We start from the raw sequence: 18,739 nt of genomic DNA, 5'->3' as shown, positions 1-18,739 counted from the left end.
AATCGAAATTAAATTTACTCATAAATGAAACCCCCAAAATTGGATTTTTCTGTCCAACCTTGGGGGTTCACTTTAAGGTGGCTAGTTTTTTTAATGAACACTTGATATTGGGTGATTACCCTTGCCACTCTGGTTGGTCTGAAACTGGCTGGAACGTGGTGGCCACGTTTGGAAGCCAAAGTGCGGTCTTCCAAGCCGGGCTTTTTCTAAGCCGGAAAATCACCGACTAAGAAAAACGACACCACTGAGCCAGTTTCAGCCCGCCCGACGTTAGTTGAAGTCACCTTTTAATTTAACTAGCCGAGAGATTAGGAGCTAAAACGCACAGTCATGTCATTGGTCTTTCATACGAGCATTTTTTTCAGGTCTAGGGCCAAGGTCAGTTTTTGCAGACGGCTTTTGGGCTTTAAAATGGTCCATTTTTGCCCGTTTCAGCCCAACCAGAGTGACAATTCCACCGTTGTTTACAAATTTCAGCTCACAAAATTAACTTATTTACTTTGAGGAGGCATCACCCATGGGGGCATGGCGTTTCTGGGCTCACGGAACCCATCGATTTTTCAAAAATTGGGGTAGCTACGTGGCATTAATCTTCGGAACTAACCTCGTTATCAGCTACTTGGCCGTTCCAATTTTCACTTGGCTACTTGAACAACTGTTAAAATGGCAAAATGTCAGTTACGTTTCCTATACAAATGTCGGCAGTATTTTAGTTAAAACACCGCTCGCTGCTGTTGGGATGTTGGTCCTGCTACTGGCAATCATTATTTTAGTTTATTGGCAATTTGCCTTTTTATTACTCGGCATCATTAATATTATTAAAGGACGCCCCAAAACCGTGCGGGCCGTCTTACGCGATACGATTTCAAGCTTGCATCATACCTCAATCAGTACCTTTATATTTTTCATTGGCTACTTTATCGTCATTTTACCGTTTGGGAGCTATATCTTTACGACGCCCCTGCTGAATAAAGCTCAGATTCCGGCCTTTATCGTTAACTTTTTACTCGCTAATCCGTGGATGGCCGTAAGCTTAGCCGCCTTTTATGTGGTGGCCGGTTATGTTGGGATTCGTTTAATGACCTTGTTACCTTTAATGATTATTGATCAACTCCCCTGGCGTCAGGCTTTACAGACGAGTTGGCGTCAAAGTGCACACCGAACTTGGCGTTACTTATGGCATATTTTAGTCATCTTACTCATGGTCACCGTGACGATTGGGATTCTGTATGCCGGAATTTACCTGTTTCAACTCTGGCTGGATACAACTAAATTCGCGATGGCTGGGGCGACCATCAACCTTTTCATCATGGAAATTGTGACCGAAATTGTGATTTGCTACACCGCCGCAATTTTCATGATGTTGATTATCGCTTGCTACCGACAAGATTTAACCTTGCCAAGCCGACCAACGTTGACTTTTAACGAACCAGCTAAGCTTCGACGTTGGACTCGTGGGACGGTGGCTGCTGGGATGGTCATCGTGAGTGGGCTATTGGTTGCCTTTAATTTAGTCTATCTAAATGGTCTCGCCATCACTAAACCCATCATGATTTCCCACCGTGGGGTCGATGACGGCAACGGGGTTCAAAATACGATTCCCGCCTTAATTAAAACGAGCCGTGAAAAACCGGACTATATTGAAATGGACGTTCAAATTACGAAAGATCATCAGTTTGTCGTTATGCACGATAACAACTTGAAAAGTTTGGCAGGTATCAATAAAAAACCTTACCAATTAACTTTGGCGCAATTGCAAAAATTAACCGTCCACGAGAACGGTTACCAAGCCAAAATTCCAAGTTTTGACCAATATTTGGCGGCGGCACGTCAACACCATCAAAAATTGCTAGTTGAGATCAAAACAAATAAGGCTTATACCCGCGCTGACACTGCCAAATTTATTGCGAAATATGGTGTCAGTTTGCGGACAAATCACGATCAAGTTCATACCTTGAGCTATCGTGTGATGACTGATTTAAAACAGTTAGATCATAGCCAGTTTGTCAGTTATATTTTGCCATACAACTTGACCTTCCCACATACCGATGCGAATGCGTATACAATGGAAGCAACCACGTTAAACGATCATTTTGTCGACAAGGCCGGTCGCTTTAACAAAAAAGTGTACGCTTGGGACATCGACGATACCGATCAAATGGATCAGATGATGTTCATGGGTGTGGATGGTATCATTACCGACAAGCTGCACACGATGCAGACTGAGGCCAAAACAAACACCGACCACCCGAGCTATGCTAAATTATTACTCACCTTTATGAATGAACTTAGCTTGACTGATAACAGCTAGTGTACCTGACAAAGCCGGGAAAAAGGCTTTAAAATCGAAAATACCAAAAGAACCTCAGCACTTCATCGTACTGGCGTCTTTTTGAATAGCGTCACTATTGAGCTTTCGGTGACGGGTCATGGAATTGGCTGTGTCGGTGGTGTTAGCGTCTGGGCTTGGCGCCTACACCACGGGCGTCTTTCAAGACTTGCTTTTTAGGCTTGAAAGCGAAGCCCCAGACCGCTCCTCAGGCTGGGGCTGGCCCTCACAGCTAATGAAATGACCCGTCACCGAAAGCGGTCAAACTTGAGTTGTATCCCAGAATGTTTTTTGTCATTGACAACCAGGAAAAAGTTGGTTATGTTTAAGCTAATCATCATACTGATTGGAGTTGATCATGTGAAAACTTGGCAAATCTTGCTGATCGAAGCTTTTACTAATTGCTTCGTGATTCCTAAACAATGGTCGCAACGCAATCGTCAGTTGGTACTCACTTACGCAATCCTGATGTGGGTATCACTTATCGCAGGAATAAGCTATTTGATGCACGATATTTTAACACCGGATTGGCCACAAATTCATCTGCTAACTTGGTCATTATTATTAGGCCCGCTAGTCACTCAATGGGGTGTTAATCGGATTTTAAAAAGCCATCATATTGGTGATCGTGTCGATATCCAAACCACCACGGAATATCACTACTGGCAGCAACGAATTCGTCGACGCCTTTACGTTGATCTGGGCCTTGACCTAAGTTTAGGATTACTAGTCATTCTCAGTATTCAATTCAGTGACAAAGCCACCTCAGCAGGTCTCTTCGGCAGTATAATCGGTTTCACTATTGGCGTCACGGTTGGCCTCATCACTCGCCATCACCGGCTGAGTGGTCATCTTTATGATCATCGACCTTCAATGACATAGCAAGTTACAGTTTTCATCTTTCAAGCTTCAAGTAGACTATCAAAAAGCAGATAAGCAATGTTGAGAAATTCAAACATTGCTTATCTGCTTTTTAGGTCAGCTTTGGCCGACAACATACTTGTTAATAACACCGAAAGGTCTTTTAATGCGCGCGTTTTTCAAATAGCGTTGTACTGTGCAACGGACTCCGGCGTTCGGGATAGAGTTGCATCATTAATTGATTAACCGCATTAGGGGCTTCCCCAAAACCACTCGCAATCAGCCCCAGCTTACCCGGATAAGTCACCGTATCTCCAATCGCAGCGATTCCCGGAATGTCAGTGTTCATCTGCTGATCAACTGCAATTAAGTGTTGGGTCATCGTCGGCGTGACTTGCCAATTGCGAATCACCTTATTATCCGCAACGAACCCATAATTGACCAATAATGCATCGACCGCCAACTGTTCCTCAGCCGTGCCGCGCACTTCTTTCATCGTCAAATTTAATTGACCATTTGCTTGCTCAGCGAGTGCTTTAATTAAGAAAGGCGTTTTAATGTTAACCGTTGAGGCTTTCAATAGCGCAACACTGTGCTCCATCCCGCGGAACTGTGCCCGGCGATGCATGATATAGACTTGCTTAGCAACTGATTCCAGCATCAAGGCCATATCAATCGCGGAATCACCACCACCGGCCACCAGCACCACTTGATCTTTAACTTGGCTCAACTTAGGAATATGATAAAACAACTGTTGGCCCTCAAACTGTTCAGCTTGATCAACGGCCAATTTTCGTGGTTGAAAGGCCCCACTACCAGTTGCCACAATAATCGCTTTTGAGTGCGAAACCGTGCCATCGTGAGTCGTAATTGTAAAATCACCCATAGTACCAGTCACATCCGTCACGGCCTGATTGAGTTGGACGTCAATTGGGAATTGCTGCATTTGAGTTGCTAACTGCGCCACTAAATCACGCGCGCGAATTGCTGGATAGCCGGCTATATCGTGAATAATCTTTTCAGGATAGAGCGCCTGAACTTGCCCGCCTAACTCCGGTAAACTTTCCAATAACTGAACTTTGGCATTACGCATGCCGGCGTAAAACGCCGCGAACATTCCAACCGGGCCACCACCAACAATCGTCAAATCATACTCTGAAGTCATTCGTCAACCAACTTTCTCAATTAAGCTTTTAATACTATTAAGTTTAGTGGATAACTGACTCATTTGCAAAAACATTTTCCCCACTTTCATCTATAATGGAACCAATCAGTTCTGGAGGTGGCACAATGCAACATCAAAAATTACTCATAAGCTTGGCAACGCTCAGTGCCGCGATAGTTGTCGGCAGTGGCGCGTACTGGCAATACCGCCTCCAACCCTTGAAAACCGTTCAAGTTACTGAAACAACTATCCCAACCATTTTCATCGGTGGCGACTATGCCAAAGCCTTTTCAACGGATGGCTTCGTTCATCGCTTAAGCGCCGCTAAGCTAATGACGAAAGCACTAGTCGTTCACGTTGGTCGCCAAGGTCAAGTACACGTCCAACAGTTTGGGCCTTTACGTGACAATCCGACTATCCAAGTCATTTACGCTGATAACCATCACGCGAGTCAGCAGGCCCAACAATTGGTGCCAGTCATGCAAGTACTCAAACGACGCTATCATGTCACCCGCTACAACGCTGTCGGCCACTCTTCTGGCGGCAATATTATTTTTGACTATTTAACCCAGACGCCACAGACTAATCAACCCAAAATCCACAAGTTCGTCACGCTGGGGTCCAATTATCCAGGTGCGAACCAGGTAATCAAAAAGTTACCCGCAAAATTACCCATTCTAAATGTGGCCGGCCAACTCTGGCAAACTAGTGGCGACGGGACTGTCAGCTTAAAGTCGGTGCGTCACTTTAGCACTATGCTCCGGCAGCAGGCCTTCCACCCAGAGACCAAAGTGATCCACGGCGGCCTACTTTCTGCGACCCATTCAATGCTCCACATTAATCCGCAGGTCGATCGCGACATTGTGACTTTCTTATACGGCCATTAGACGGCTTGAAAGGCGCGGACAAAATCTGAATCCGGTGGTTGGGCCTCAAAAGTGGCGCGATCAACACTCGCTTTAATTTGATGATCCGCTAACCATAAGACTTGATACGTTGAAAATGCCGCTAAATCGCGCACATCATGCGTAATCATCAAGTAAGTCCGCTGGGGATGTGCTTGCATCACCGCAAACAATGTTGCAGCATGTTGTCGATCAATCATGGCGGTTGGCTCATCCAACACCACGAACTCCCGATCTACTTGCAAGAACAACAGCAACTGAACTAATTTGCGTTCACCACCCGAAAGCTCGCGATAATGTTGGTGCCAAATGGGGGTTAAAAAGGCGCGGGTCGGCGCATCCACCTCAGTTGCCAACTGGTCGAGACTAACCGTCAATTGACCATATTCGATGCCTAACACTAAGGCGGCTACATCACAAACGCGCGTGGCCGTTAACATTGGCAACTGTTGATTCAAGTACAGGCTGCTCAGCTTCGGGGTAATTTTCCCTCGGGCGGGGCGCAGCCCCAGTAAAATATCGGCTAAAGTCGTTTTACCCGCGCCATTTTGACCAATCAAAAAGGTCACTTGGTGTTCTGGTAAGTCAAAATTCAGCTGGTCAAAAAATGGTTGGTGTTGACGCGGAAACGTATAACTCAAATTTTTAATTTGCATTTAAACCCCTTCTGTCGGCAATAGCTTTAGCTGCCGATAACTGAGCATCCCAACTAAACTCAATCCAATCAATGCACTAAGATACGCCGGTAAAAAAGTCGCCCAGTGTCCCGTCACCAACAGGTCAAAACAAGCCATCACTAAATAAACTGGACTTAACACGCTGGCGACTGGGTTACTAACTTTGATATTTAGCCAGTTTCCAACTGCCACTGATCCTAGCATGACGGCCAATGTCAACACATTCATGACTGCAGTTACCGTCTGATAACGCCACTCAAAGCTCAATAAAGGTAACCCATAACCCCACATTGGTATACTGACCATAATCAATACGCCCCACAGTCGCCAGAGTAGTGCCCAAAAAGGCAATTGAAACATCACCGCACTCCCTCCAGCAACTAACGCCAAAATAACTAATAATAATCCTAAATTCACTATGGCTTTACTCAAAATAAAGACGCTAGGATTCACCACTAATGACACATATTGCTTGAGATAACCTTGTTCACGTAACAAGGCGACTTCTCCCACCATCACAATTGTGTTGGAAAATATGATCCAAGCAACAAACGGCAATACCTTTCCCGTGTACTGACTTAATGTTAAGGGTTTAAACATTGCCGATTTTAAATTTAACGCCAGAAAAAAAATCGGTAAACCCACGGTATACAGCATGACACCAACGTTATCTAGCATGACCTTAAAAAAGTAACTACTATACAACCAAACTTGACTCCCATATTTCCGCATACTTTCACCCACTTGATGTTAACTCAATAGTCATTCTAATCTAATTTTAATGGTACGATTATTTTTAATCGCTGACAACGAAAAAAAGGCTGGTCACACAACAACTGAAATTAAGACTCACGATTCCAGACACCATCAGCGTTTCAAGCGAAATTAGCACGGTTTGCCAGTTTTCCAAACAAACCACTTGCTTATTTTCACACTGTACACAAGTGGTAAGCTATGGGTGCTAAGTGCATCGGGAACACTTAACATGTCATTAAACGCATTGATTGGAGGTCAACAAAATGCGAAAATTTTGGCAATGGTTATTGTTAGCGGTTACCGGTCTGGCACTCATGATTCTTAGCCCCCCACTCGCCGGGCAGGCGAAAGAAATCACCAGTGTCACTGGACTGGATGCAAATAGTTGTGTGATCAAAGATGCACAAGGCAAGGTCTACTCTCATACCGCTGTCTTGTCACCAACAGTTAAATATACGATTAATTATAATTGGCGCATCCCCAACACTACTGCGGTTAAAAGTGGTGACACGATGCATTTTTATGTTCCTGACAACGTGACAATCGTTGGTGACCGGTCATTTTCAATGGTCGCGAACGGTGGACTTGGTGTCATTGGCGCTAGTACAATTGCCGACGGATCCCATGTCGGCACCGTCGTCGTTAATAAGGCCATGGAACTGGGCTTAAATCGTAGTGGCTGGATTCGAATCGTGATCTATCCTGCAACTACGGTCACTCCCGCCCCGCCCGCACCAACACCCACGCCAACCAAGCCCATCAGCATGACCAAAACTGCGAGTTGGGCTGAACCAGATGATTTTACTAAAATCAATTGGGAATTAGCCGTCAACTCAAATGGGAATACCTTATCTCACCCGGTCATCGTTGATCAGTTAAGTTCAAATCAGACTTATGTACAACAGAGTACCGTTGTCAAAGATGCCTCAGGTGAGACTTTAGCTTCGGCAACAGTCGTCAATGGGTCAAAAGTAACGATTCAAGTTCGTAGCGTCGTTAACAGTGATCTGAAAATCAGTTATCAGACTACAACCAACAATGCCACTCGGGCCGAAATCTTCGATAATGCCGCGACTTATACTGACGATGGCGGGCATAACGCCTCGGCCAACGCTAATATTGATCGTGATGACGAAGCACTCACGCCTGACGAAGATAATGACGGTGGCACAACTGAACCGGAAACGCCAGAACCCACCGAACCAATTTCAATGACTAAATCAGCGAGTTGGGTAGACGCGAAAGATCCCAACAAGATTAATTGGGACTTAACGGTTTCAGCAAATGGTCATCAACTGCTTAATCCCGAAATTGTTGACAAAATGACCCCTAACCAGTCCTACGTCTCTGATAGTGCTAAAGTCTTTGACAGCACCGGTCAAGCCATTCCGGTCACGGTAACGACTAGCGGAACCGAAATCGTCTTTACAATTAAAGGTAGCTATCAGAGTAACTTACGGATTACTTATCAAACAACGCCGGATCAAGCCTCGAGCACTGAGACGTTTGCCAACGCTGCTACTTATCATGATGATCACGGTAATAACGCGCAGGCAACCGCCCAAGTCGATCGTGAAGGGGACCCATCCGAACCAGATGTCCCTGGACAAGACGAGGCAATCCAGTTACTCAAAACAGCCTCGTGGCGCGACCCCAACGATTTTACTAAAATCAATTGGCACTTAACGGTGATTGCCAATCACAATCGCTTGGTTAACCCCCTGATTGTTGATGAATTTACTAATAATCAAGCGTATATTCCGGGCAGCGTCACCGCCGCTACGAGTGATGGCACCGCGATTCCGGTCACGGAGACAGTTAACGGGAATACCGTTAGCTTCAAGTTAACCGGGACATTCACGGAAAACTTGCAACTTGATTATCAAACTAAGACGGCCAGTGATACTGGTACCGCAACGTTTGATAATGCAGCCCTCTATGAAGATGAGTCCGGCAACAACGGTAGTGCAACTGCCACCATTGATCGTGATGGCGCCGTGATTGAGCCAGAAGATCCTGACAAGACCGAAATTGGCATGACTAAAGTTGCCACTTGGGTCACACCCGACGACTTTACCAAAATCAATTGGCGCATTGCAATTACGGCAAACGGCAATCAATTGGTCAATCCAAAGATTAGCGATTTAATGAGTCCCGATTTAACCTACGTTGAAGACGGTGCGACTGCCATTGATAGTGCTGGTAATACGCTACCAGTCAGCGTTAATGTCAACGGCACTGAAATCGTCTTCACGATTGCTGAGACCGTTAACCACGACTTTACTTTGACCTATCAAACCAAGACGGTCACTGCCGATGGTGCTGCAACCTATGCCAATGCGGCCGTTTATGAGGATGACAGTGGTAACGGTGGTTCGGCTAGTGCCGAAATTGATCGTCCGGCACCTGAACCAACACCAGCACCTGAACCAGTGCCAACGCCCGAACCAGTGCCAACACCTGAAGAACCAAGTCAACCGGAACCAGGACAACCGGAAAAACCGGCTGTTGATCAGCCGAATGGCAGTAAACCAGGTCAGTCTGGTTCAGAAACACCCGCCACTAAGCCAGAAACTTCTGGTCAAGTTACTTTCCCTGTTTCGAAACCAGCAACGACACTGCCAGCAACACCAGCCCTAAAACAACCATTACTGACGAGTTCAAAGACCTTGCGCCCTGTATCCAGTCAAGGCCGGCGTTTACCACAAACTAATGAAAGCGCCTCAACAGTTGCTATTTTATTAGGTCTCCTAGGATTAAGCCTTACGCTTAGCTTAGGTTGGTTATTTGCTTGGCGTCAACGACGTGTTTAGGTTTCAGTTACAGTGATTTAGATTTTAAAAAGCGCCCTCGCATCAAAGTGTTTAGCCACTTGATACGGGGACGTTTTAGGTTGGTGATAACTAAAAAACTAAAAGATAAAATCGTAAAAATAGACTCCTGCTAGTCTCTACTATACCTAGCTGGCTGGTAATTAGCTGCAAGTTGTTACTGATTGTATCGGTCGTGATGGTGGCGTTAATCGGCCGTTCTTGCCGATTTTACACCACGGACGGTCCGGGACACTTGCGGTTTTGACAAGGGTTCCGGGCGAGGGCCAAGACGTGCTTGGCTTGGACCGGTCCCACGACCGCATGCAATCATTAACAACCGGAAGCGGCAGTCTACAGGGGTCCTAATAGTTAGTCTGTTTCTCGATCTAATTGATTAAGCGCGGTCTTCAATTGAGCCTGATCGGCAGCATCTAAAGATGGATACGCTAACGGTAACTCGCTTAACCGGCGATTAATAATTTCTGAGACACACAAGCGCGAATACCATTTACTATCTGACGGAATCACATACCAAGGATTTTCCTTGGATGCCGTATGCGTGATCGTATCGTCATAAACGCGTTGATAATCATCCCAGTATTTCCGTTCGCGAATATCTGCCGCCGAAAACTTCCAATTATGACTTGGTAATTCAATCCGACGAATAAACCGCTGCTTTTGTTCCGCTTTTGACATATGTAGGAAGAATTTCAACACAAGATAACCGTTATGCTGTAAATAATCTTCCATATAGCGCATGTCTTTGAACCGCCGATTGAAAAAGGCGTCATTAACTTGATCAGCCGTTTCAATATCGCCAATATGCTCATTGACGATAATCTCCGGATGAACCCGACTCACGAGCACATCTTCATAATAGGAACGGTTGAAAATACCAATCATGCCCCGCTTAGGCACTTGATTGTGAATTCGCCATAAATAATCATGCGCAATTTCATTACTAGTCGGTTGTTTAAATGATGTCACTTCACAGCCTTGCGGATTCACACCACTCATAATGTGCGCGATCATACTGTCCTTGCCAGCGGCATCCATCGCTTGAAAAACGACCAACACCCCATAACGATCTTGCGCGTAGAGCTTTCCTTGAAGTTCTGTCAATTGTTTAATGTTTTTAGCAATTTGCGTCTTAATCACTTTTTCGTCGTTATACTTTTCATCTGGCCCAGTTGCCAGATCCGTCAACCCTAGTGATTCCTTGCCAGTATAGCGATATTGCTTTTCAAAATTCATGCGCCCACGTCCCTCTCTTATCGAAAATCGACCAATGTCTTCAATGCCTTATGCTTTGCCATGCGACCAGCCTGTCGTGCTCGCCCAATTGAGACTAATAATAATGGCTCATAGCGGTTTGCATCCAAATTTAAAATGTGACTAAACCCGGCATGATCGAACCCAGTCATCGGATTCGTATCATAACCATGATCCTTGGCAGTTAACATAAACTGCATCGCAACCAATCCACAATCTAACGCCGCAATATCCAAGTGTTCGGCCACGCCGGTTTGTTGCGATGGTGCAAATGGCTTCGTTTCAGTTAAATTTTCACGGTCATTCACAAATAAAACCACCGCACTGGCCGTTGTTAATTGACTGGTATTACCAGTTGCAGTGGCTAGCTGTTGCCGTACCATGGCAGATTCAATGACTAGCGCGCGAATTGGTTGTAAATTCAAGGCGCTCGGCGCCAAAAAGGCCGTCTTCAACATCGTTTGCATCTCACTGTGAGAAATCTTGGTCTCACCATCATAAGTCCTCACCGAATGCCGCGCATTGATCACATCATTAATCGGTTGATTAAGCTTTGTCATCTGGGTCACTTCCTTAATTTTAAGTATAAGTCAGCGGTTACATTTTGACCAGTTCCTAAATCCACTTGCCACACTTGATAAAATGTTAACTTTCAGTTGCCAAGATCATTAATAATTCGGGATTCACCGTTGTCACGTTTTACTCAAACGGTTACAATTAGACTAACTAGTCAGGAATCAGCAAATCAAGTGAACCTGAAAATTAGGGAGGAATTTGCTCATGGCAAAACGCAAAATGATTTTAGATTTAGATACAGGAATTGACGATGCAATGGCCATCGCTTATGCAGTCGGTGCCCCAGATGTGGACCTAATCGGAATTATTAGTTCTTATGGCAATGTGGTGGTTGAACAAGCGGCCCACAACAGCTTACAAATTCTGGCCTTGTTAGGCGCACAAGATGTGCCAGTTTACGTGGGTGACCCCCATTCCAGTACGACCGAACATTTTGATGTCATGGCAATTTCGCAACAGATTCATGGTGAAAACGGGATTGGTGAAGTTGAGTTGCCAGAACCCGCACGCCAACCAGAAACACAATCCGGTGTCGATTTCTTAATTGAAGCCGCACATCAATACGGTGCCGACTTAACACTCGTTCCCACCGGCCCCTTAACTAACTTAGCCGCCGCACTCGCTAAGTCTCCTGACATTGCGCATGAAATTGGTAACGTCACAATTATGGGTGGCGCGTTAACCGTTCCCGGCAACGTTAGCCACTATGCGGAAGCCAACATTAACCAAGATGCCGAAGCCGCTAACGCCGTCTTTACCAGTGACCTCCATTTGACAATGGTTGGCTTGGACGTGACCTTACGTACCTTGCTGACCAAAAAGGAAACTAGCCAATGGCGCGATCTCAAGACCACTGCCGGTGAAAAGTTTACCGACATCGTCGACTACTATATCGCGGCTTACGACATTACCAGTCCCGACTTACACGGCTGTGCCTTGCACGATCCGTTGGCTGTCGGGGTATCGCTCGACCCTAGTTTTGTCACAACTTTAGGCTTGAACATGTACGTTCAGGACAATGGTGAAGATTACGGTCGAACCATTGGTGACCCGGCTCGTTTAGCTGACCCAGATACTAATATCACGGTGGCTTTAACGGTTGATAAGGATCGTTATTTAAAGACATTTATGAGCTACTTGACGGCATTGTTTAAACAACACTAAGCCGCGTGAAAATTGGCCGTCTTTTAGGTCTCTCAGTATTAATGAACACTGCTCTTGTTGAAATTTCGTCTCACAAATTGAATCAGTAATTTAAAATAGCGATCAATCAACGCTAATTTTCGAGCGTTAATTGACCGTTATTTTTAATGTCTAATATAAAGCCAATCGTAAACAGGACCATATCAGCAACGTCGCGCCTAAACTAAACTCGTGGTGAGCGCTCCGTCAGTCAGAATCGTTATGCGCTGTGGAACAGTCCCAGCCACAGTGCGGTCTGAGACTTCAGCACAACGTTTCTGCCCGTCTCCACTCAGTTTAATTGCTGGAGGTCGGGACTGATCTCATCGGTGTTGATGACTTTTGAAGTAAGCAAACCCAATAGCCAAACAGAAAATCTTAAAACTAAACATTTTTTTACATTCTACAACTAGCACTTATACGATACTTTAACCAATACTTCCTAATCCTGTCCTTCTAAATAAAGTTCCGGTAAATCTGCTAAAAATGCCTGTCGCACTGAATCGGTTGTCGTATTTGCTCCACCTAAATGAATCCAGTTTGTATGCTTGGGCGAGAGTCCTAAGTCAGCCAAGACGCGATTGATAAAATTCTTTTGAATGGGATCACCCGCTGCTGTTTGCAAGTAGTCCTTGGTAACCGTTGAAGTCGTAATCACTGTAGTCTTATGGATATAAGTCAATAAGCCTTGCCATTCAGGACTTTCCCGATAAGCAAAGTTTGTAAGCATAACTTTGTCCAAAAAGCCTTTGAGCTCAGCAGGCAGTTGGTACCACCAAATAGGCGTGATAAATAGCAACTCATCAGATTGCCGAATCATTTCTTGATAGTGATGAACTAACTGATAAGGCGATTCTCCTTTACTAAATAACCGAAGTTCTTCTTTAGAGAAACGTGGATCAAATCCATCTTGATAGAGATCAATTACTTGGTAAGGTTGGTTGTTTTGGGCAAAATAAGTCGTTAACCGTTCTAAGATACCATGATTTAGGCTTCCTTCATAGGGATGTGCGTATACGATTGTTTTCATAAAAGAATATCCTCCTTTAGCTGTTGAATAGAGTCTATGCTACAATCGACCCATGAACAAGTACGCAAATTAAAGTGCGCTACTAACCCAAAGGAGAGTATTACTGTCATGGCAGACATTGACTATATTAAAGAAAACCGACTAGAAGATACTGGTTTTGCTCACACAATACAACTAATTGGCGGTAAATATAAAATGCAGACCCTTTATGCGCTGCGTCTTAATCACACCCCCTTGCGGTACAATGCACTCAAACGGTTACTAACACCTATTTCCTTTAAGATGCTAACAAACACTTTGCAAGAGTTGGAAGTTGCAGGACTAGTTTATCGTGAAGTTTTTCCGCAAGTGCCACCAAAAGTAGAATACAGTCTAACATCATTAGGTGAGTCCCTCATTCCTGTCATGGATGAAATCTGTACTTGGGGAGAACAACATCAACACTCAAATGGCTAGTGTCTCTATACATCATCTGATAAGTAGGAAAGTGACCGTAATACTATCTCGCTAGAGAGGACTCTGGCATACACTGAAGGCATCAATAAGATTTACTACATTTTCGTGTCAAAAACAATCTGATTACTGAGCCGTGACTTTGTTAGTTCCGCTCAATAACAAGGCTTCTCAATTTACCGACTATCGTAACCATAATTTAAAAGCTTTATACTTTACTTAGCTGCCCGTGTGGCTCTCATCCGACATTTGTTGGAATTCCACAGTATTCAATATCAAACCAGTCTTAAGCAACGCCTTGATTTCTTGTTCGTTACTCAAGGTTGAAAGATAAAAATATACAATATCCTTCGTCGTAGTAATGCAATTTTTGCAAGTGTTTCGGGCGAGATCCAAGACGTGCTTGGCTTGGACCGGTCCCACGACCGCATGCAATCAGTAACAACCGGAAGTGACAACGACAGCCAGCACTAATACGGGTACATTACCGTATTGGTGCTGGCTGTCGTTATTTACGCTTGTATAAACTAATCTTGCGACTTAAATCCAGCCAATTGCCTTCAAGCCATTGGCAATGCCGTCGTGATTACAGTCGGTCGTGACACGGTCAGCGTGGGTCTTGACTTCATCCGAAGCGTTTCCCATCGCAATCCCGATGCCAGCACTGGCTAACATTTCACGGTCATTTTGTCCGTCACCGAAAGCCACAACATCGGCTGGTGCGACGTTCAAAGATGCGGCTAACTTCGCAATGCCTTGTGCTTTTGACCCAACCTTCGGAATCACATCGACACCGCGGTCATGGAAACGAACAAATGAAAATTCATCGGGATGTGTTAATAACTTATCTTGATCGACAGTATAAAACATCATCGCTTGATAAACATCGTGTGTTAAATGATAATCCGGGGCGTAATCCAGTTCTGGTGCTCGGAACGTTTCCAAAACTTCCTGCGTTCCGAGTGAAGGGTGACGATGGGCATGCAAGCCATCAATTGATTCCACCACAATATCAAGATTGGCTTGATCGGCAGAATCAATCAGTTTAATCATATTATCGCGTGATAACGTGTGCCGATACACCTGCTCATGATTTGCGAACGCCGCTGACCCGTTGCACAACACAAAGTCGCGTAAATCTAATTCCTGAATCACTTTTTTAGCCATGGCATAATTCCGTCCAGTTGCAATTGCCACGTTGATCTCTTGTTGTTTTAATTTTTCAATACTCGTAATCGTACTTGGTAATAATTTTTTATTGGTATCTAATAAAGTATCATCGATATCAAAAACCGCTAATTTCGCACCCATAACTAATCCTCCAGCTTACCGCTTGATAAAGTCTGATTTAATCAACTCATGCGTCGTCGATTGCGCCGTCGCCAATCGAAACGCTGCCTGTCCTAAGGCTTCTAAGTGATGATCAATCGTTGAAAATTTTAATAATCGACTTGATAATAAGTTCTCTTGTCCAATGACCGGTAGTGGGGTCAACTGATGATCAAGATAATATTGATGCACCCCTGCCGCGATATCGTCACCGTTCGCAAAAACCGCATCCACGGCCGGCGTTAATTTCGCAAAATAAGCCCCAGCGCGATACCCGTCTTCATACTTGACCGCTCCGGTGAATAAGTCGCGATCTTCGAGATGACCATAAACACGCTCGTAAGCCTGCCGTGTCATCCGCGTGCTCGCGCTGATCACATTGTTTCGACTTAAAACCACGCCCATTTTTTCATAACCACTTTGCTTCGCCCAATTTAAAGCGCTCACAAATGATCCCAACCGATCGGTATACGCGGCGGCAAGTGGCCGATCATCACCCGGATCTTCACAGCAGACGATCTGACCGTATTTACGGTAACGTTCGAGCGTTTCAAGTTGACTGCTCCGCGACGTGAAAATCAGCGCATCGTAAGCCTTACTTCGCAATTGATCTAAATACTGCCGTTCAACTGTCATATCGTAATTTGTTGGTAATAACGTGATTTTATAGCCAGCTTCAAATGCGGCCATCACGATGCCATCAACAACCCGCGCAAAATACGGATGATTCGCATATGGTAAAACCACGCCAATCGTTTTGGTCCGCCCCTTACTTAAATCACGTGCCAGTCGATTCGGCACGTAATCCAAGTCATGCATGATTTTTTCAACCTTGGCCCGTTTATCATCGGCAACATACTTCTGATGATTGATAACGCGTGAGACCGTCGAAACCGAGTAACCAGATAACCGCGCAATATCATGAATATTTGTCATCGACTTTCAACCCCTATCACTTATATTCTAACGTTTACGGCCATTGGTTGCACGAAAAATCAGTGCACTTACTAGTTGCGTCGTCGCAACACCATCCAATCTTACCATAATTTATGAAACCGGTACCAGGTCAACCTTTTTCTTGCACATTCAGACTAGTTTCGTAAAATAGACTTAGAAGAGGTGTACGCATGTTAATTTTGGATGCTTTAACGCAACAAACTGATTTCACCACCACTGAAAAACGGTTGGCTGACTACATTCTTGCCAATTTGCCAACCCTAGCCAATCTCTATATTAAAGACTTAGCCGCGGCAACGTATACGTCCCACTCGGCCATTATTCGATTAGCGCAAAAACTTGGGTATCACGGTTTCCGTGACTTTCAACACGCGCTAACCGTGGCGGCGACCGCACAATCACAAGCCTTAACAACTGTCGACGCTAACTTCCCCTTTCAGGCCACTGATACTGCCGCGACGATTGCTAAAAAGCTAGCCGATCTTACTGTCAACACGATTCAAACTGCCTATGCCCAAATTGATGCGACACAATTAACAGCTGCCGCTAAATTACTCGATCAAGCTGATCGAATTTTCTTATTTTCCCAGGGCGACTCCCAATTGCGTGCCCGCAGTTTTCAAAATAAACTGATTAAAATTAACAAGCTGGCCATCATTGCTGAAGAATACGCTGATGATGCCTGGCAAGCGGCTAACGTCACGCCACAAGATTGTGCAGTCTTCATTTCCTATGCTGGTACAACCACGACGCATCAACACTTTGCGACCCACTTTCACGAACAGCATATCCCAACTGTCCTGCTGACGGGCAATGCCCAATCCCCACTGATTGCCTTGACAACACAGCAGCTCATCTCAGTTCAACCAGAAAAAGATTTCGCCAAAGTCGCAACCTTTGCTTCACAAGCGGCCTTTGAATATTTGCTGGACAACTTATTTTCACTCTTATACGTACGCGATTATCGCCAAAATCTCCTTAAGCTACAACAGAATCAAGCCCTGATGCAAAATGGTCCCCTACAAACAAAATAAGACAGACAAATCGCCCACAACGACCTAACCTCGGTTAGTGTTCTGGACGATTTTTTCGATAATAGTTGACCATTAAAATTGACTGATGTAAACACAATCATAAGGATCGTAATCGTGACCAGTACTGTCAACAGCCAATCTTACCGACACATTCTGTCTATCTCCGCTAGGCCTAATTAGCTGTAGGTTGGGACTGATTGCATCGGTCGTGATGGTGGCGTTACATCGGCTGTTTTTGCCGACGCGACACCACGGACGGGCCGGGACACTTGCGATTCTTGCAAGGGTTTCGGGCGAGGTCCAAGACGGGTCTGGCTTGGACCGGTCCCACGACCGCATGTGATCAGTCCCAACCGGAAGCGATAGCCGTTAACTAATCTGTATGGGCTAATGTTCCCCACCTTTTCAGGCAACCACTGATTAACCTAACGTAATCCCCGCATCCGCTAATGCGGCATCGACGACGGCCATGACTAGCTTAGAATGTTGCAATTGTTGCTTTACAAAGGCCATGTCATGGGTCGCAATCACTTGTTCAAACTTGGCAAACTCGGCAAACATTCGGTGCGGATGTCGATTCAATGCCACTGACTGTGGATCACCACCGTTGGCCGTTTCAGTGAAACTTTCGACGGTATTAGTGGGGCCAGCTACCACAATCGACCCTTGATTACCTTGAAGGGTTGATTTAATGGGCGCTGCACAATCCTTCGCACCAATGCACACGACCTGCGTGTCCGGATAAGTCAGCGTTAAGATACCGGAAGTATCAATCCCACGTTCAACATTGGCGGCATAATGCACCGCTTGGGGCTGACCTAATAAGCCGACAACAAAGTGAATGTTGTAAATGTTCAAATCCATCAAGGCCCCACCGCCTAATTTTGGATTAAAGGCGGGCAACACAATTCCTTGCTTGAATCGGTCATAACGTGACGAGTATTGTGAATAATTACAATCCACAATTTTCAGTGCCCCGAGTTTTGGCAATTCTGCTTGAATTCGTTGGTAATTTGGCAAGTATTGATTCGTGATAGCTTCAATTAAAACCAAGTCTTTGGCGAGCGCCAGCTTTTCCAATTCAGCGAATTGACTTGAATTTAACGTAAACGGTTTTTCGCAAATAACATTTTTGCCTGCTAACAAGGCCTGCTTACTAAACTCGTAGTGCAATGAATTTGGCAACGCGACATACACCGTCTCAACTTGGTCATCCGCCAACAAGTCGGCATAATCGGTATAAACTTGTCCAATGCCATAATTCAGTTGTAACTCGTGGGCATGGTCGAGACTATGCGGCGTGCTCAAAATTGCCGTCAATTCGATTGCTGGCAAGTCACCAATCATGGTCAAAAAGTCTTGTACAATTTTTCCGGTACCTAAAATCCCTAATCGCATCT

17 protein-coding genes are annotated in these 18,739 nt (G+C 45.1%); 8 read left to right on the top strand and 9 right to left on the bottom strand.

Annotation, left to right across the window (positions count from 1 at the left end; genetic code table 11):
- The 3 genes from FFM74_RS13765 to FFM74_RS08105 all read left to right on the top strand — a co-directional run.
- On the top strand, positions 1-230 hold a 230-nt coding region (locus tag FFM74_RS13765), incomplete at its 5' end, for a hypothetical protein (RefSeq protein WP_223877196.1).
- Between the two features lie 287 nt (positions 231-517).
- Complete coding sequence (locus FFM74_RS08110; RefSeq protein ID WP_137626128.1) at positions 518-2,311, top strand: glycerophosphoryl diester phosphodiesterase membrane domain-containing protein; 1,794 nt, start codon at positions 518-520, stop codon at positions 2,309-2,311.
- A 378-nt stretch (positions 2,312-2,689) separates the two neighbouring features.
- Positions 2,690-3,211 carry a hypothetical protein gene (locus tag FFM74_RS08105; protein ID WP_137626127.1) on the top strand — a complete coding sequence of 174 codons (522 nt, stop codon included), beginning with the start codon at positions 2,690-2,692 and terminating at the stop codon, positions 3,209-3,211.
- 142 nt (positions 3,212-3,353) lie between these two features.
- Here the strand turns inward: FFM74_RS08105 and FFM74_RS08100 are convergent, their stop codons facing one another.
- Positions 3,354-4,355, bottom strand: a complete 1,002-nt coding sequence (locus FFM74_RS08100; protein WP_137626126.1) for an NAD(P)/FAD-dependent oxidoreductase — start codon at positions 4,353-4,355, stop codon at positions 3,354-3,356.
- 125 nt (positions 4,356-4,480) lie between these two features.
- Here FFM74_RS08100 and FFM74_RS08095 point away from each other — a divergent pair, with 125 nt between their 5' ends.
- Entirely contained in the window at positions 4,481-5,242 is a 762-nt protein-coding gene (locus FFM74_RS08095; protein ID WP_137626125.1) for an alpha/beta hydrolase, read from the top strand.
- Here the strand turns inward: FFM74_RS08095 and FFM74_RS08090 are convergent.
- A complete protein-coding gene (locus FFM74_RS08090) occupies positions 5,239-5,916 on the bottom strand; it encodes an ATP-binding cassette domain-containing protein (protein WP_137626124.1) in 678 nt (225 codons plus the stop codon). The two genes, FFM74_RS08095 and FFM74_RS08090, sit on opposite strands and share 4 nt — an antisense overlap.
- Positions 5,917-6,669, bottom strand: a complete 753-nt coding sequence (locus FFM74_RS08085) for a hypothetical protein (protein ID WP_137626123.1) — start codon at positions 6,667-6,669, stop codon at positions 5,917-5,919.
- A gap of 287 nt (positions 6,670-6,956) precedes the next feature.
- On the opposite strand from FFM74_RS08085, the gene FFM74_RS08080 reads away from it, so the two are divergent.
- The gene (locus tag FFM74_RS08080) at positions 6,957-9,506 is read left to right on the top strand and encodes an LPXTG cell wall anchor domain-containing protein (protein WP_137626122.1); all 2,550 of its coding nucleotides are present in this window, start codon (positions 6,957-6,959) and stop codon (positions 9,504-9,506) included.
- 369 nt (positions 9,507-9,875) lie between these two features.
- Here the strand turns inward: FFM74_RS08080 and FFM74_RS08075 are convergent, their stop codons facing one another.
- Positions 9,876-10,760 (bottom strand): polyphosphate kinase 2 family protein, encoded by an 885-nt coding sequence (locus FFM74_RS08075; RefSeq protein ID WP_137626121.1) that lies wholly within the window; start codon positions 10,758-10,760, stop codon positions 9,876-9,878.
- 17 nt (positions 10,761-10,777) lie between these two features.
- Positions 10,778-11,338: a nitroreductase family protein gene (locus tag FFM74_RS08070; protein ID WP_137626120.1), complete on the bottom strand. Its 561-nt coding sequence runs from the start codon at positions 11,336-11,338 to the stop codon at positions 10,778-10,780.
- Between the two features lie 220 nt (positions 11,339-11,558).
- Between FFM74_RS08070 and FFM74_RS08065 the strand changes: the two genes are divergently transcribed.
- Positions 11,559-12,518: a nucleoside hydrolase gene (locus tag FFM74_RS08065; protein WP_137626119.1), complete on the top strand. Its 960-nt coding sequence runs from the start codon at positions 11,559-11,561 to the stop codon at positions 12,516-12,518.
- Between the two features lie 460 nt (positions 12,519-12,978).
- On the opposite strand, the gene FFM74_RS08060 is transcribed toward FFM74_RS08065, so the two are convergent.
- Positions 12,979-13,566, bottom strand: coding sequence for an NAD(P)H-dependent oxidoreductase (locus FFM74_RS08060; RefSeq protein ID WP_137626118.1), 588 nt, complete (start codon positions 13,564-13,566; stop codon positions 12,979-12,981).
- Between the two features lie 108 nt (positions 13,567-13,674).
- On the opposite strand from FFM74_RS08060, the gene FFM74_RS08055 reads away from it, so the two are divergent.
- On the top strand, positions 13,675-14,022 hold the full coding sequence (locus tag FFM74_RS08055) for a winged helix-turn-helix transcriptional regulator (protein WP_137626117.1): 348 nt from the start codon (positions 13,675-13,677) through the stop codon (positions 14,020-14,022).
- Between the two features lie 537 nt (positions 14,023-14,559).
- On the opposite strand, the gene FFM74_RS08050 is transcribed toward FFM74_RS08055, so the two are convergent.
- Both FFM74_RS08050 and FFM74_RS08045 read right to left on the bottom strand, forming a co-directional pair.
- Positions 14,560-15,330: an HAD family hydrolase gene (locus FFM74_RS08050; protein ID WP_137626116.1), complete on the bottom strand. Its 771-nt coding sequence runs from the start codon at positions 15,328-15,330 to the stop codon at positions 14,560-14,562.
- A gap of 15 nt (positions 15,331-15,345) precedes the next feature.
- Complete coding sequence (locus FFM74_RS08045; RefSeq protein WP_137626115.1) at positions 15,346-16,284, bottom strand: LacI family DNA-binding transcriptional regulator; 939 nt, start codon at positions 16,282-16,284, stop codon at positions 15,346-15,348.
- A gap of 191 nt (positions 16,285-16,475) precedes the next feature.
- On the opposite strand from FFM74_RS08045, the gene FFM74_RS08040 reads away from it, so the two are divergent.
- On the top strand, positions 16,476-17,339 hold the full coding sequence (locus FFM74_RS08040; RefSeq protein WP_137626114.1) for a MurR/RpiR family transcriptional regulator: 864 nt from the start codon (positions 16,476-16,478) through the stop codon (positions 17,337-17,339).
- Positions 17,340-17,759: 420 nt separating this feature from the next.
- Here the strand turns inward: FFM74_RS08040 and FFM74_RS08035 are convergent, their stop codons facing one another.
- A complete protein-coding gene (locus FFM74_RS08035; protein ID WP_137626113.1) occupies positions 17,760-18,737 on the bottom strand; it encodes a Gfo/Idh/MocA family protein in 978 nt (325 codons plus the stop codon).
- Between the last annotated feature and the right edge of the window lie 2 nt (positions 18,738-18,739).

It is taken from the genome of Lactiplantibacillus pingfangensis (assembly GCF_005404945.1).
Lineage (GTDB): Bacteria > Bacillota > Bacilli > Lactobacillales > Lactobacillaceae > Lactiplantibacillus > Lactiplantibacillus pingfangensis.
Note: the sequence above shows the minus strand (reverse complement) of the source record. Positions and strands in the feature narration are given on the sequence as shown.

Bases quoted from the DNA above. Each gene is read 5' to 3' on its own strand.
- FFM74_RS08110 (WP_137626128.1), top strand. From the start codon at position 518: ATGGGGGCATGGCGTTTCTGGGCTCACGGAACCCATCGATTTTTCAAA.
- FFM74_RS08100 (WP_137626126.1), bottom strand. From the start codon at position 4,355: ATGACTTCAGAGTATGATTTGACGATTGTTGGTGGTGGCCCGGTTGGA.
- FFM74_RS08095 (WP_137626125.1), top strand. From the start codon at position 4,481: ATGCAACATCAAAAATTACTCATAAGCTTGGCAACGCTCAGTGCCGCG.
- FFM74_RS08090 (WP_137626124.1), bottom strand. From the start codon at position 5,916: ATGCAAATTAAAAATTTGAGTTATACGTTTCCGCGTCAACACCAACCA.
- FFM74_RS08085 (WP_137626123.1), bottom strand. From the start codon at position 6,669: ATGCGGAAATATGGGAGTCAAGTTTGGTTGTATAGTAGTTACTTTTTT.
- FFM74_RS08080 (WP_137626122.1), top strand. From the start codon at position 6,957: ATGCGAAAATTTTGGCAATGGTTATTGTTAGCGGTTACCGGTCTGGCA.
- FFM74_RS08075 (WP_137626121.1), bottom strand. From the start codon at position 10,760: ATGAATTTTGAAAAGCAATATCGCTATACTGGCAAGGAATCACTAGGG.
- FFM74_RS08070 (WP_137626120.1), bottom strand. From the start codon at position 11,338: ATGACAAAGCTTAATCAACCGATTAATGATGTGATCAATGCGCGGCAT.
- FFM74_RS08065 (WP_137626119.1), top strand. From the start codon at position 11,559: ATGGCAAAACGCAAAATGATTTTAGATTTAGATACAGGAATTGACGAT.
- FFM74_RS08060 (WP_137626118.1), bottom strand. From the start codon at position 13,566: ATGAAAACAATCGTATACGCACATCCCTATGAAGGAAGCCTAAATCAT.
- FFM74_RS08055 (WP_137626117.1), top strand. From the start codon at position 13,675: ATGGCAGACATTGACTATATTAAAGAAAACCGACTAGAAGATACTGGT.
- FFM74_RS08050 (WP_137626116.1), bottom strand. From the start codon at position 15,330: ATGGGTGCGAAATTAGCGGTTTTTGATATCGATGATACTTTATTAGAT.
- FFM74_RS08045 (WP_137626115.1), bottom strand. From the start codon at position 16,284: ATGACAAATATTCATGATATTGCGCGGTTATCTGGTTACTCGGTTTCG.
- FFM74_RS08040 (WP_137626114.1), top strand. From the start codon at position 16,476: ATGTTAATTTTGGATGCTTTAACGCAACAAACTGATTTCACCACCACT.
- FFM74_RS08035 (WP_137626113.1), bottom strand. From the start codon at position 18,737: ATGCGATTAGGGATTTTAGGTACCGGAAAAATTGTACAAGACTTTTTG.